Raw genomic sequence first — 14,413 nt, forward strand, 5'->3', positions numbered from 1 at the left:
CACATCTTAAAAACACACTTAGGAGGTATCTATGAGACATCTGATGAGTCCTCTGGATTTCAGTGTCGAAGAACTGGATCAGTTATTGAATCTGGCTCATGATATTGAATTACACCCGGAGAAATACGCCCATGCCTGTGACGGCAAAAAGCTCGCCACACTGTTTTATGAACCGAGTACCCGTACACGTCTTAGTTTTGAAGCTGCCATGTTAAATCTTGGAGGCAGTGTTTTAGGTTTTTCTTCTGCGGCAAGCAGTTCCGCTTCCAAAGGTGAAAGTGTTTCCGATACCATTCGTATGATTTCCTGTTACGCCGATATATGTGCTATGCGTCACCCAAAGGAAGGTGCTCCGATGGTAGCAAGCATGGCTTCTTCTATTCCGGTCATCAATGCCGGCGACGGCGGTCATCAGCATCCCACGCAGACATTAACCGATCTTCTTACGATCCGTTCCTTAAAAGGACGGCTTGATCATTTTACCATTGGTCTGTGCGGAGACTTAAAATTCGGTCGTACTGTTCACTCTCTGGTACGTGCACTGTCCCGCTATGAAGGTGTAAACTTTATCTTCATCTCTCCGGAAGAATTAAAAGTACCGGATTATATTAAAGAAGATGTATTGGAAGCAAATAACATTCCATACCAGGAAGCAGAACGTATCGAAGACGTAATGCCGGAGCTGGATGTTCTTTATATGACCCGTGTGCAGAAAGAACGTTTCTTCAACGAAGAAGACTATGTACGTCTGAAAGATTTCTACATATTGAATAACCAGAAGATGAAGCTGGCCAAAGACGATATGATCGTTATGCATCCGCTCCCAAGAGTGAATGAGATCTCTGTAGAAGTGGACAAGGATCCGCGTGCTGCTTATTTCCGTCAGGTACAGTACAGTGTCTACGCACGTATGGCTCTGATTCTCACATTGTTGGAGGTAAAAGTATGTTAAATATTGGCGGACTTCACGAAGGCTTTGTACTTGACCATATCGAAGCCGGTAAAAGTATGGAGATTTATAAATATCTGAACCTGGACAAATTTGACTGCTGTGTAGCGATCATTAAAAATGCACGCAGCAACAAGATGGGAAGAAAGGACATCATCAAGATTGAATGCCCGATCGACCAGATCGATCTGGATGCTCTTGGTTTTATTGATCACAATATTACGATCAATATCATCAAAGATGATAAAATTGTGGAGAAAAAGACCTTATCTCTTCCGAAAGAGATCCACAACGTAGTCAGCTGCAAAAACCCGAGATGTATCTCCTCTATTGAGCAGGAGCTGGAACAGGTATTTGTTCTGACAGATCCGGTAAAAGGGATCTACCGCTGCAAATACTGCGAAGAGCAGTATCACAGACATAAGAAAATTACCAAATAAATACTACGAAAGCCAGTGTCTACCTGTATGGCAGACACTGGCTTTATTATCATCTACCCTTTCGCCAGCGGAAGTTCCATCTCAATGGTAAAGGTATTTTTCTGTGTATCAGTTCTCCACGCAAAGGTTCCTCCATGATTTTCAATGATCCTTCTGCATGTCTTAAGACCGATCTGGGTGCTCTCTATCTGGTTCTTTTGCTCAAGAACATGGTTCTTGAGCAGGATGTGCAGCATATCCTGGTGCTCGTCGATCTGAATCTGTAATGGATACGCGGGATCTCCATATTTTTTCAGATTGGACAACAGATTGTCCATGACACGCTGCATATATTCACTGTCCACCTGAACTGCTCCTGGCAGTTCACCAATCTGACAGTCGATCGTTCCACCCCGATCCTGCCAGTCAAAGAACTGCCCATTACACAGATCCTCTGCCATCTCCTCACAGGGAATTGTCTGCAGCTGCAGTTCTTTTTCTTCTTTTCCATAGACCAGAAAATATTCAAAGAGCCGGTCAGAGACTTTCTTGATCTGAAATGCTTTCTTTCTGCAATATTCCAGATACTTCTGAAGCTGCTCCTCATTTTCATAGCGATGCATATTAAGGAGTTCCAGATAACCGATCAGCGAAGTCAACGGTGTCCTCAGATCGTGAGACATGGCTGTCACCAGCTCCATATTGGCCTTCTCCGCCTCCGCCTTCATCTGCTGCTCTTCCAGAAATCCATTTTTCAGTGCCGTAATTCCTTCTGCCAGACTGGTGATCTCATCGTTTCCTTTGATTGTGATCGGATATTCCAGATTGCCTCCGCCTAATATCTTAAGTTCACTCTCCAGCCGATTGATATAACGGATCTTATGATGGATCATCAGCAACAGCAATAACAAAAAGACGATTCCTCCGGTCACATACATGGCAGCATCTGCCCAGTACATATAATTCATATCCAGATAAACTTCCAGCTGAACCTTTATAGGCGTTCCATCATAAAGATTGACTGTATAATACATGGATTCATATTCCGTATCTACTTCATAAGGCTCATCCCCGGAGTTCGCCATAAATGGTCCCAGCAGCTCGTCAATATCCCGGTAAAAGGTCACATACACATTTTTCTGTTTCCGGACCCAGTTTACCAGCTGCTTAATATTATCCTCTGTCACCTGCTCTTCCTGCACATAATCCTGCAGGCTCTGCAGCATATCTGTTATATCCTGCTCATATTTTTCATCGGAATATACCACATTATAGATCCAGTCGACAGCAATATTCCGTGCAAGATTCGCGGCGGCGATCGCAATTAGCAACGCTGCCGCACACATACCAAGCAGTTCCAGCGTCAGTCGGTTTTTCCAGATATTTTTCTTCTTAGTTGACACAGTAACCCCTTCCCCAGATATTCTGGATATAAGATTCTCCCTTCTTCTCCAGCTTCCGGCGGATGTTACGGATATGCACCATCACCGTATTACCGGAATTAGGCAAAAATTCTTCCTTCCATACCAGTTCATAGATCTCTTTGACGGAAAATACTTTTCTCGGATGAGAGATCAGCAGAAGAAGGATCTGATATTCCATCTCCGTGAGAGCGATCTTCTCTCCCGCCGTCTGCACCGTCTGCAGATCCGGATCAATCGTAATATCCCGATAACACACCAGCTCTTCTTCCTTCTCTTCCTGCTTCTGATACACTTTATAGCGGCGGATCAGCGCTTTCACTCTGGACAACAGTTCCATATAAGAAAATGGCTTTACCAGATAGTCATCGCCTCCTGCAGAAAAACCAAGTACTTTATCATGTTCTCCTGATTTTGCAGTCAGAAACAGGATAGGCACATTATTTTTCTCACGAATCTTCGTACATGCAGCGATTCCCGATTCTCCGGGCATCATAATATCAAGGATCACCAGATCCTTTCCAGACGCTTTTTCTACTGCTTCCTGCGCATTACAGGCTTCTGTAATCTCATAGCCCTCACTGGACAGCATCATCTGCAGCACTTCCCGGATCTCCGGTTCATCATCAACCACAAGAATTTTCTGTTTTTCTGCCATCTGTGCACGCTCCTCTCCTCATATTTTCTCCAGTGTAACATGTATCTCACCTGCAAATAAAGACCTTTGAAACATAATTAAGATTAATTAAGAAAATGGAGCATCAGACTTCTGATGCTCCATTGCCGGTCTCCATAATGTAGAACTCAGCAGTTCTGCCAGTTCTCTCTTTATAATGTGATCCTACCCTGGACACAAATTCATTCACTGCATCGTTCTCCACAATACTGATGGTACAACCTCCAAATCCAGCTCCCATCATACGGGATCCCAGGACTCCCTCGATCTCCCAGGCTTCCTCCACCAGAATATCCAGCTCCTCACAGGACACTTCAAAATCCTCTTTCAATGATAGATGAGACGCATTCATCAACTGTCCGAATTCCCGGATATCTCCTTTATTCAATGCTTCTACCGCCTGGATCGTCCGCTGATTCTCTGTCACTGCATGTCTGGCCCTCCGCAGACACACCGGACGGCGAATCATCTCCTGCACCTGTTCAAACACATCTGCGGTCAGCTCACTTAAATTCTGAATGGCGATCACCGTCTGCAGATCATGAAGAGCTTCCTGACACTGTGCCTGCCGTTCCTGATAGCGTTCATCCACCGCAAGACGCGCTTTCTGACTGTTTGTTACAATAATCTTCTGATGCGGCAGCTCCAGCGGTGCATATTCATAAGAAAGATCACTGGTATCCAGCAGGATCGCATGATCCTTCTTACCCATGGCAATGGCAAAAGGATCCATAATCCCACTGCTCATGCCAATATATTCATTCTCTGCAAGTCTCGCAAACAATGCCAGATCGATCATGCTCAGATCTTTGATCTCCATCAGGTCTCTGATGATCAGTCCGGTCACCACTTCCAACGAAGCAGAAGAGCCAATCCCCAGACCTTTTGGAATATCTCCATAATACAGCAGATCCATTCCGCAGGCCACTGGCACCCCTTTCTTCATCAATGTACAGATCATTCCCTTTGGATAATTGGCCCATCCATGTTCCCTCTTCCAGTCCAGCTCCCACACGGGCAGCTCCAGGACTCCCTGATCCGGATAATTCAGAGAACAAAAACGAAACCGGTTGTCTGTCCTTTTTCTTACAAGTGCATAGGTTCCCATGGTGATCGCACAGGGAAATACATGACCTCCATTATAATCGGTATGTTCCCCGATCAGATTTACCCGGCCGGGTGCAAAAAAGATGCCCGTCACTGCACCGTCCCCATAAATCTGTTGAAATTTGTCCACAAGTTGTTGTTTCATTGCACTCTCCTCACCGCTTGTTTTGTCTATGGGCGTATCATATCATATTTTGTCACTTTTGTTAATATGCCCATCGCATTGACTTTTTCATCTTAGGTGATACAATGGAAAAAAATATTTTATTAAGGAGTATTCTCATATGTTAGAATTTTTAAAAGTAATTCTTCTGGGAATCGTTGAGGGAATCACAGAGTGGCTCCCCATCTCCAGTACCGGACACATGATTCTTGTGGAACAGTTTGTAAAACTGAATGTTACAGACGAATTTCTGGAAATGTTCCGTGTTGTGATCCAGCTTGGTGCGATCCTGGCAGTCGTCGTTCTCTATTTTCCGAAGCTGTGGCCATTCTGCAGCCCGAGAGACGGATGGATCAAAAAGGATACCTGGATCCTCTGGTTCAAGGTGCTGGTAGCCGCACTGCCTGCAGCCATCATCGGACTTCCTTTTGATGATCTGCTGGATAAACTGTTTTACAATTACCAGACAGTAGCTGTCACTTTGATCCTCTACGGTGTTCTGTTCATAGTCGTTGAAAACTATAACAAGAATCGTCGTCCGCGAACCAGGAAGCTGGAAGCACTTCCCTGGTCCACCGCTTTATTGATCGGTGTCTTTCAGATACTTGCCCTGATTCCTGGCACTTCCAGATCCGGTTCCACGATTCTCGGTGCGATCCTGCTTGGCTGCTCCCGTTCTGTAGCTGCTGAGTTCAGCTTTTTCCTTTCCATTCCGGTCATGTTCGGAGCCAGCCTTTTAAAACTGTTGAAATTCGGACTTCACTTTACCGGATCCGAAGCAGCGATCCTTCTTGTCGGCATGGTAACCGCCTTCGTAGTATCCATTCTGGCAATCAAATTCCTGATGGGATACATCAAGAAAAATAACTTCAAACCGTTCGGATATTACCGGATCGCTCTTGGAGTTCTTGTTCTTGCATACTTCATTTTCCTCGGCTGATGCCGTCCATAGTACATACAATGGAACCTAAGAGCCGCAAACAGCGGCTCTTTTTTATATCACAAACACATAGGAGAGACCTCACATGTACAAAGAAATAGCAAAACTTATTTTATACCGCGACCTTGGCGAGGACAGCATTTTGTTGAAGCTGGGTGGAATCTTTGAAGATTTTGAACTGAACCGGGCCGGAAAGGCAGAACTGACCAAACGAATCTATGAACAGATGAAAGCGCTCTTAGACCTGTCCACCAAATATGGATTTGACAAGAACCTGTGGCACAACTATCTGACCTTTATCCTTCTGACCAACGAAAACTCTTTCAGCATGACCAGTGAAAAAGTCGGTGCCAACGATGGAACTGTCAACCATTTTGCAAAAGCAGATTTTGCCGTATTTAAGAAGCTGTTTGATTTTGATTTCGGACCGATTGAAGAGGCTCTTGGTATCGATTGCTTCACTACTGTATGCAACTACAAAGCGATCCAGAAAAAAGAGCATATGTACAACCGGAATGTAAGTGAAAAAGTGCAGGCTGTCAGTCAGCAGATTGAGAACGCTGCCAACGAAGAAGACATTTTCCGCATCATCACTGATTTTTATGAGGCATATGGCGTTGGTATGTTCGGTCTGAACCGGGCTTTCCGTATCCGTCATCTGGACAATGACGTAGAATTTATCCCCATCAATAACACCGAGCGTGTGATGCTTGATGATCTGATCGGTTATGAGATCCAGAAGAAGAAACTAGTAGATAATACCGAAGCATTTATCAAAGGGCTGCCTGCCAACAACGTGCTGCTGTGCGGTGACGCCGGTACCGGTAAATCCACCAGCATCAAAGCCCTGCTCAACGAATATTACGATCAGGGTCTGCGTATGATCGAGATCTACAAGCATCAGTTTCAGGATCTGTCCAATATCATCAGTCAGATCAAAAACCGGAACTATCGCTTTATCATCTACATGGACGACCTTTCTTTCGAGGAATTTGAGATTGAGTACAAATTCCTCAAAGCAGTCATCGAAGGCGGTATGGAGACCCGCCCGGACAACGTGCTGATCTATGCCACCTCCAACCGCCGTCACCTGATCAAGGAGACATGGAATGACAGAGATGACATGGAGACCGATAACGGCATGCACCGTTCCGATACCATGCAGGAGAAGCTTTCCCTGGTTGCCCGCTTCGGTGTAACCATCTACTATGGAAAGCCAACCCCGAAAGAGTTCTTTACCATCGTCAAAGAACTCCGGAAACGCTACCCGGAGATCACCATGAGCGACGAAGAGCTCTGCGCAGAAGCCAATAAATGGGAACTGAGCCACGGTGGTGTCTCTGGAAGAACTGCACAGCAGTTTATCAATTATATTGCCGGAAAATCTGCGGAGAAATAATTCCTTTTTCTATATGTCCTCTGACAGCGGCAGATGAGTAATGCTCGTATGAAGATCAAAAGACAGAATGTTCCGCATGTTCGTGTGAACCGGATTTAAAAGTCCATCTCACACGAACACGCAAGACATTCTGTCTTTTTTCAATTCATACAGCGCTATTACATCATCCACCCTCGTCAGGAAATTTACAGGCATCGAAAAACTGCCCCAACAGATTTTCCATCGGGGCAGTTTTATAAGCACTATATATTTATTTCGTTTCCAGCAGCTTCTCCACGCTTGCGAGTTTTACGCACAGGGTGAACAGTTCTGCGGTGATCTTCAGTTCTTCCAGTGTTGGATAGGACGGAGCGATACGGATATTGGTGTCATGCGGATCCTTTTTGTACGGATAGGTTGCACCAACAGTAGTCAGTGTAACTCCAGCCTCTTTACATTTGTTGTAAATGGCTTTTGCACAGCCTTCCATGGAATCGAAGGAGATGAAATATCCGCCCAACGGTTTGGTCCAGGTTCCGATACCCAGTCCGCCCAGTTCGCGTTCCAGAGTCTCCAGTACCAGCTCAAATTTCGGACGCATGATATTTGCATGTTTTCTCATCTGCTCTTTAATGCCGTCCAGGTTCTTGAAATAACGTACATGACGAAGCTGGTTGATCTTGTCATGGCTGATGATCTGGATAGTCATAGATTTCTTCACCCAGTCAAGATTTGCCTTGGAGGCTGCCAGACAGCTGATACCTGCACCTGCAAAGCTGATCTTGGAAGTAGAAGCAAATTCCAGAACCATATCCTCTTTACCATTTGCCTTGCACATACCAAGGATCTCCGGCAAAGTGTCCTGTTTGTCCTCATAAAGATGATGTACGCAATATGCATTATCCCAGTATACTCTGAAATCCTCTGCTGCAGGACTTAAGTCTGCCATACGGCGGCATACTTCCTCAGAGTAAGTGATTCCCATAGGGTTCGTATACATCGGTACACACCAGATACCTTTGACTGCCGGATCTTTTACATACTCTTCCACCAGATCCATATCCGGTCCTTCCATGGTCATCGGAATGTTGATCATCTCGATACCAAAGTGCTCGGTAATAGAGAAATGACGGTCATATCCCGGAGCCGGACATAAGAATTTTACTTTTTCCAGACGGCACCACGGAGTGCTTCCCATAATACCATGTGTGTATGCACGGGAAATGCTGTCATACATTACATTCAGGCTGGCCGTACCAAATACGATCACATGCTCCGGATCCACGCCCAGCATATCTCCAAGAAGCTTTCTGGCACTGTAAATACCCTCCAGACATCCGTAGTTTCTGGTATCTACACCCTGATCATCCTTCATATCGCAATGACTGCTGAAAATATCCATCATAGGCATTGTCATATCAAGCTGATCCGTGGAAGGCTTTCCTCTGGACATGTCAAGCTTCAGACCTTTGCCCTTTGCATCCTCATATTTCTGAGTCAGTTCCTTTTTCAGTTCCAGCAATTCTTCTCTTCCAAGTTCACAATATGGTGTCATCTTATGTCCTCCTCTTTATAAAAATGGGGCTGTAAATACAGCCCCCTAAATGAGATCCTCATGAAATACTCTGCGAATCAGTCGATCATATTCCTTCCAGGCCGGATATTCTTCCAATTCCCGCAAAACTTCTGCTGTCTGACGATAAAGCCAGCCATGCATCTTCTTGTCTTTCTGGTGAAACCGTTCCCATACCTGATCACCAATACTGGTCACATCCCGCTCAATTGCTCTGAGGTTGGAAAGCTTGTCCGCCAATGCCAGTATTCTGGCATTCCGATCTGCCTTGTCTCTCAGGAATGTAAGCATCTCCTGCTTACGAACCAGCCAGGTCTCCTCTGCCGGCAGATCCCGACGCTTATCCTCGGTCTCATAACCTACGTAGGCGGCGATCCGTTCTCCGAAATACTGTTCCACCTCTTCCAGCGTAACAGGCGTGTCCTCCACTACATCATGAAGCACCGCCGCTGCGATCAGTTCTTCATCATCTGTCAGTTCAGATACGATCGCTGCTGCTTCAATCGGATGAGAAAGATATGGAATCCGACTTCCTTTTCTATGTGCTCCCTGATGAGCAATCGCTGCAAATACTACAGCCTTCTCATACAATGGCAGCCCGCTGTCCGAAAGCATCTGATTCATCTGTTCTGACATTTCTGTTGTCATTCCTCTAACACCCGTTACCCTTCAAACCCCAATTTCGTACCTAAATATATCACAGGTGTTTTCAAATGGCAACCCTATTTTTCGGATAAATGCCTGTATATCCTTATTTTTCGGACAAGTGACCATAAAAAGAGATCAGATATAAGCCACAGATTCCAACCAGTCCATAAATGATCCTGGACAGCCAGGTCATATTTCCAAACAGCCAGGCAACCAGATCAAAACTGAAGAACCCGATCAGTCCCCAGTTGATTGCCCCAATGATCGTAATGGTAAGCGCAAAACAGTCCAGACCTTTATTCATAACAGTCTACCTCCTTTTGCACCTAGTATATCCAGACCACTTTATCTTATGCGTGACTCCACTCCAGACTTATTGTGCTTCTGCCATGGCAGTGGTTCCACATTTGATCTCTTTCAGTACAAAATATGTTTTTGTATTGGATACGCCTTTAATGCTTTTGATGATCCGATGAAGCTGCTCCAGTGTCTCCGATGATTTTGTCTGGATCTTCAGCATAAAATCATAGTCACCGGTGAGATAATCGCAGGCTACGATGCTCGGGTTATCATGCATGACTTTTGTAAATTCATCGTAATACTTTGGATGTTCCAGCGAAACTTCCATGAGTGCTGTCACATCATTACCTATTTTATGCTGATCTGCAACAACTGTATACTGTCTGATGATTCCATTCCGCTCCAGTTTTCGGATTCGCTCGATCACAGCAGCCACTGAAAGATGCACTGTCTGACTGATCTCCGTTGCAGACTGCCTTGAATTCTCACTGAGACATTTTAAAATACTACGATCCATGCTATCCATATTCATTCCTCCTGCACTAAAATCAATGCAAAAAGGGCATGGAAAACCAATCATTTCCATGCCCATTCATGTACATTTTTTAATTTTTATCTACTATACAATAATTTTTTTTGTTATGCAAGAGATATTTTCCACAATTTTCAAAAAAATGATGGATTATCCTCTATGAAACAACGAAAATCCCTTCTTTTCATAAGGTTCCGTCTTCATATCCAGCACATCGTAACCGGAAGCCTCGATAACTGCTTTCAGCTTATCCGCATCAAGCTCCGTCTCTGAAATGATCTCCGTTCTTCCTTTACTGTGGGAAGATGTTACTTTTTTCACCTGGAATGCTTTTCTTACTGCATCATTTACATGAGCCTCACACATTCCGCATGCCATTCCATCTACATCTAATGTGATCTTATACATCATATGCCTCCTCATAAGCCGACTTCATTCAGTAAGTCTACTCTAACACTTTCCAGTTCTCTCGTCAATCAGCTTTTCTTTGGAAGTTCATCGATCAGTTTCTCGATCACCTGCTTCTTCACATACACATCAAAGCTCAGCAGACAGATAAAGGAAAAGATTCGAAGAAACTCCTGGTCCTCCGCTTCTGCTTCCGGGAAGATGCGGGATGCAGTCTCATACTTCTCCGTCACGTCCTGCTTCATCTTCTCCACCTGTTCTTTTTCCAGACTGAAGACTTCCTCATAGATGGACTGCATGTTCATCTCTCCATCCTTATGGAAATACCGCTGGGTCAACGGTTCCAGCAGACTCTGGATATCGCCGATGGACAGAATGGATTTGTAATAATAAATATAGATCAGAAGCAGCAGATGCTCCTTGGAATATTTCTTCTTATCTGGTGCCGGCAGCAGATGATTCTTCGCATAATTATTAATCATAGTCTTGGTCAGAATCTTATCATCCGGATACCGCTTGGATGACTGCAGGTGTTCTTCCATAAAAGTCGTCACCTGATCCATGTAAAGATCGATATTCGGAATCTCCGTCGGTTTAATATAATCGATCCTCTCAAGGCTTGAGAGGATACTGTTTAAGATATTTTCAGAATCAATGGTCATTTTTCTCTCACCTCATGATTCATTATATAGTATTCAAAACTACATAACAAGTTTTTTTTGTAATTTGTGAGTTTTTTCCATCAGGATCATGTATATCTTTCCATCTGACGGGTATACTGTAAATGTACCAAAGAGAAGTTGAATACTTATCCTCCCCTTTGAAAAGATCCGCCTGCTGTGCTCTCACACAACAGGCGGATCTTACGTTATCTATTCTTTTGTGTCTTTTTGTTCTTCTGCTTCCATTCTCCGGAATACCATGTCATATCCATCATTGCCATAATTCAATGATCGGTTCACACGGCTGATCGTAGCGGTGGATGCACCTGTCCGCTCTGCAATCTCAAGATAAGTCTTCTTCTCTCTCAGGAGTCTGGCCACTTCAAATCTCTGTGCCAGTGACTGGATCTCATTGATCGTGCACACATCTTCAAAAAATGTGTAGCACTCATCCATATCCTGAAGACTTAGGATTGCCTGAAACAAACCATCCGTAGATTCGTTACGAATATTTTTACTCATGTCCTGCCTCCTGACTTTATTATCTGACTATGCCATTTTAGCACAGTAAAATCATAAAGTCCAGCCGTTTTTCTATACTTTCTGATACTTATTGATAAATGGATACAGCTTCTCCCGGTCTGTATTGACCACCAGTTCTTCCGGGAACCCTGTCTCTTTGATCACGTCAAGAGCAAGCTCATGATTCAGGATATCCTCATAATAATGAGCATCGCTTCCCATGACAATGGGCACCTGATATTTCTTGCAGAGACGCAGCATCTCCATATCGTTTTCCCTGGCATTCTGACGGGTACAGCGGGGATTCAGTGAGTTATTGTTAAGCTCCAGCAGTGTATGATATTCTTTTGCCGCCTGAACGACTGCTTCCATGTCAACCATATATCTTCCATCATCCGGATGTCCGATAATATTGATATGTGGATTTTTCATGGCGCTGATCAGGCACTGAGTATTATACTCCCGGCTTCCCGGCTGAATACATGGTTTGTGAAGGCTGGCGATCGTCACATCCATATCTCCCAGATGTGGTTCTTCCAGATCCACCGTTCCATATTCATCCAGAATATTCAGTTCCACGCCAAGCAGCAGTTCCAGATCGCCATGCTTCCTTGGAACCACCTTCAGATTATGAAAATAAAAATCTGTGCAGGTTCCCTTCATGCGCGGTGCATGCTCTGTGATTCCATATACATCCAGTCCCTTATTCTGTGCCTCATGAATCATCTCCATCATGGTATTGTACGCATGACCACTGGCGATGGTATGAGTATGCAGGTCTAATACATCTCTCATCTTCTGTGTCCTTTACAATAAAGTCTCCAGTTCTTTCTTCGCCTGCTCCTGGCTGGTCACAACAATGCCCGCAATACCAAGAGCCTGCGCTGCCTCTACATTTCGCACTGTATCATCCAGGAATACACACTCCTCTGCCTTCAGACCATACCGGTCCAGCAGTGTCTGATAAATGGCCGGATCCGGCTTTGCCAGATGAACCGTATAGGACATGATGCCGCCGTCCATATGCGACAGGAAAGACAGTTCCTTTGATGCTTCCCTGCGGATCCGTTCACCATAGTTGGACAGATAATAGGTGTGATAGCCTCTGGCTTTCAGAGACTCGATCCAGTCCACAGAGCCTTCATACTCGCGGACGATCGTGCTTAAATCACTGAATACCAGACGGATCTCCTGCTCCAGCTCCGGCGTATGCGCCACAAACTGTTCCAGAATATCCTCATCGCTCTCCAGCCCCAGGTCAAGCTTTGGCCAGATGGGACCAAGCATCATCGCCTGGGCGATGCGGTCTGCTTTTTCCCCCTGGAATCCAAATCTTGCAATGTGATCCTTCCAGCAAAAATCAAGAAGCACGTTTCCAATATCGAAAATCACATTTTTGATCATAAGATGATCCTCTGCTTATTTATTTCTGTAGATAATATCGTCACGTCCCGGTCCGTTGGAGATCATCGTGATCGGGCACTCGATCTGTTTCTCGATAAACTCGATATATTTACGGCAGTTCTCCGGCAGATCCTCATATTTCTTGATGCCACGGATATCGCATTTCCATCCCGGAAGAGTCTCGTATACCGGTTTTGCTTTCTCCAGCAGATAGGTGGTCGGGAAATCTGTCGTTACTTCGCCATCAATGTCGTATCCGACACATACCGGGATCTCATCCAGATAGCCCAGTACATCCAGTACGGTAAATGCTACGTCAGTTGCTCCCTGCAGACGGCATCCGTATTTGGAAGCCACACAGTCGAACCATCCCATTCTTCTCGGACGTCCGGTAGTTGCACCGAACTCTCCGCCGTCTCCACCGCGGCGTCTCAGCTCATCAGCCTCGTCACCAAAGATCTCGCTGACAAATGCACCTGCTCCAACTGCACTGGAGTAAGCCTTGGAGACTGCGATGATCTGTTTGATCTCATATGGCGGAATACCTGCTCCGATGGCACCATAAGCTGCCAGAGTGGAAGAAGAAGTAACCATCGGATAGATTCCATGATCCGGATCCTTCATGGTTCCCAGCTGGCCTTCCAGCAGGATGTTCTTTCCTTCTTTGATCGCTTTCCACAGATAAGCAGATACATCACATACATACGGCTCTACCATCTTCTTGTATTCCATCATCTCTTCGTAGATATCCTCTGCCTTCAGAGCCGGTGCATGGTACAGATGCTCCAGAATAACATTTTTCTGAGCCAGTACACTGTTAATCTTCTCCATCAGATCTTCTTTGCTTCTGAACAGCTCGCTCACCTGGAAGCCGATCTTTGCATATTTGTCTGAATAGAACGGTGCGATACCGGACTTGGTGGATCCGAAGGACTTTCCTGCCAGACGCTCCTCTTCCAGTTTATCAAAAAGAATATGATAAGACATTACCATCTGAGCACGATTGGAGATCAGGATCTTCGGCGCCGGTACTCCTCTGTCCACAATGCCTTTTAACTCATTGAAAAACACCGGAATGTTCAGTGCCACACCATTTCCAATGACGCTGGTGGTGTGTCCGTAAAAGATTCCTGAAGGAAGTGTATGCAGTGCAAATTTACCATAGTTATTAACAATGGTATGTCCCGCATTTGCTCCACCCTGGAACCGGACGATGATATCAGACTCCTGGCCAAGCATATCTGTGATCTTTCCTTTGCCTTCGTCTCCCCAGTTTGCTCCTACTACTGCTCTTACCATAATATAATGTTC

The 14,413-nt window shown here is 45.0% G+C and carries 17 protein-coding genes; 4 read left to right on the forward strand and 13 right to left on the reverse strand.

Annotation, left to right across the window (positions count from 1 at the left end; genetic code table 11):
* Nucleotides 1-31: 31 nt before the first annotated feature.
* Complete coding sequence (gene pyrB / locus WMO62_RS04025; protein ID WP_349143885.1) at nucleotides 32-952, forward strand: aspartate carbamoyltransferase; 921 nt, start codon at nucleotides 32-34, stop codon at nucleotides 950-952.
* Nucleotides 946-1,389, forward strand: coding sequence for an aspartate carbamoyltransferase regulatory subunit (locus WMO62_RS04030; protein WP_117496462.1), 444 nt, complete (start codon nucleotides 946-948; stop codon nucleotides 1,387-1,389). The genes pyrB and WMO62_RS04030 overlap by 7 nt, the downstream gene beginning before the upstream one ends.
* A 53-nt stretch (nucleotides 1,390-1,442) precedes the next feature.
* Here WMO62_RS04030 and WMO62_RS04035 read toward each other — a convergent pair whose 3' ends face one another.
* The 3 genes from WMO62_RS04035 to WMO62_RS04045 form a co-directional block, all read right to left on the reverse strand.
* Entirely contained in the window at nucleotides 1,443-2,771 is a 1,329-nt protein-coding gene (locus WMO62_RS04035; RefSeq protein ID WP_349143886.1) for a sensor histidine kinase, read from the reverse strand.
* On the reverse strand, nucleotides 2,761-3,447 hold the full coding sequence (locus WMO62_RS04040; protein ID WP_117496460.1) for a response regulator transcription factor: 687 nt from the start codon (nucleotides 3,445-3,447) through the stop codon (nucleotides 2,761-2,763). The genes WMO62_RS04035 and WMO62_RS04040 overlap by 11 nt, the downstream gene beginning before the upstream one ends.
* A gap of 103 nt (nucleotides 3,448-3,550) precedes the next feature.
* Nucleotides 3,551-4,717 carry a galactokinase gene (locus tag WMO62_RS04045; protein WP_349143887.1) on the reverse strand — a complete coding sequence of 389 codons (1,167 nt, stop codon included), beginning with the start codon at nucleotides 4,715-4,717 and terminating at the stop codon, nucleotides 3,551-3,553.
* A gap of 139 nt (nucleotides 4,718-4,856) precedes the next feature.
* On the opposite strand from WMO62_RS04045, the gene WMO62_RS04050 reads away from it, so the two are divergent.
* On the forward strand, nucleotides 4,857-5,675 hold the full coding sequence (locus WMO62_RS04050; RefSeq protein WP_349143888.1) for an undecaprenyl-diphosphate phosphatase: 819 nt from the start codon (nucleotides 4,857-4,859) through the stop codon (nucleotides 5,673-5,675).
* A gap of 85 nt (nucleotides 5,676-5,760) precedes the next feature.
* Nucleotides 5,761-7,074, forward strand: a complete 1,314-nt coding sequence (locus WMO62_RS04055; RefSeq protein WP_349143889.1) for an ATP-binding protein — start codon at nucleotides 5,761-5,763, stop codon at nucleotides 7,072-7,074.
* A gap of 250 nt (nucleotides 7,075-7,324) precedes the next feature.
* On the opposite strand, the gene WMO62_RS04060 is transcribed toward WMO62_RS04055, so the two are convergent.
* From WMO62_RS04060 to WMO62_RS04105, 10 genes are all read right to left on the reverse strand, one after another.
* A complete protein-coding gene (locus WMO62_RS04060) occupies nucleotides 7,325-8,608 on the reverse strand; it encodes an aspartate aminotransferase type Ic (RefSeq protein WP_349143890.1) in 1,284 nt (427 codons plus the stop codon).
* Nucleotides 8,609-8,653: 45 nt separating this feature from the next.
* Nucleotides 8,654-9,274, reverse strand: a complete 621-nt coding sequence (locus WMO62_RS04065) for an HD domain-containing protein (RefSeq protein ID WP_349143891.1) — start codon at nucleotides 9,272-9,274, stop codon at nucleotides 8,654-8,656.
* Nucleotides 9,275-9,377: 103 nt separating this feature from the next.
* Nucleotides 9,378-9,578 (reverse strand): DUF378 domain-containing protein, encoded by a 201-nt coding sequence (locus tag WMO62_RS04070; protein ID WP_117496455.1) that lies wholly within the window; start codon nucleotides 9,576-9,578, stop codon nucleotides 9,378-9,380.
* Between the two features lie 69 nt (nucleotides 9,579-9,647).
* Nucleotides 9,648-10,100 (reverse strand): Lrp/AsnC family transcriptional regulator, encoded by a 453-nt coding sequence (locus tag WMO62_RS04075; RefSeq protein WP_117496454.1) that lies wholly within the window; start codon nucleotides 10,098-10,100, stop codon nucleotides 9,648-9,650.
* Nucleotides 10,101-10,256: 156 nt separating this feature from the next.
* Nucleotides 10,257-10,514 carry a heavy-metal-associated domain-containing protein gene (locus WMO62_RS04080; RefSeq protein WP_117496453.1) on the reverse strand — a complete coding sequence of 86 codons (258 nt, stop codon included), beginning with the start codon at nucleotides 10,512-10,514 and terminating at the stop codon, nucleotides 10,257-10,259.
* A 68-nt stretch (nucleotides 10,515-10,582) separates the two neighbouring features.
* Complete coding sequence (locus tag WMO62_RS04085) at nucleotides 10,583-11,176, reverse strand: DUF1836 domain-containing protein (protein ID WP_117496452.1); 594 nt, start codon at nucleotides 11,174-11,176, stop codon at nucleotides 10,583-10,585.
* 210 nt (nucleotides 11,177-11,386) lie between these two features.
* Nucleotides 11,387-11,698, reverse strand: a complete 312-nt coding sequence (locus WMO62_RS04090; protein ID WP_117496451.1) for a YerC/YecD family TrpR-related protein — start codon at nucleotides 11,696-11,698, stop codon at nucleotides 11,387-11,389.
* 72 nt (nucleotides 11,699-11,770) lie between these two features.
* On the reverse strand, nucleotides 11,771-12,493 hold the full coding sequence (locus WMO62_RS04095; protein WP_147602572.1) for a PHP domain-containing protein: 723 nt from the start codon (nucleotides 12,491-12,493) through the stop codon (nucleotides 11,771-11,773).
* Between the two features lie 12 nt (nucleotides 12,494-12,505).
* Nucleotides 12,506-13,102, reverse strand: a complete 597-nt coding sequence (locus tag WMO62_RS04100) for an HAD family hydrolase (protein ID WP_118438200.1) — start codon at nucleotides 13,100-13,102, stop codon at nucleotides 12,506-12,508.
* 15 nt (nucleotides 13,103-13,117) lie between these two features.
* Nucleotides 13,118-14,401 (reverse strand): adenylosuccinate synthase, encoded by a 1,284-nt coding sequence (locus WMO62_RS04105; RefSeq protein WP_349143892.1) that lies wholly within the window; start codon nucleotides 14,399-14,401, stop codon nucleotides 13,118-13,120.
* Nucleotides 14,402-14,413: the final 12 nt, after the last annotated feature.

Origin of the sequence: Hominiventricola aquisgranensis (assembly GCF_040096225.1) — a bacterium.
Taxonomy (GTDB): Bacteria; Bacillota; Clostridia; order Lachnospirales; family Lachnospiraceae; genus Hominiventricola; species Hominiventricola aquisgranensis.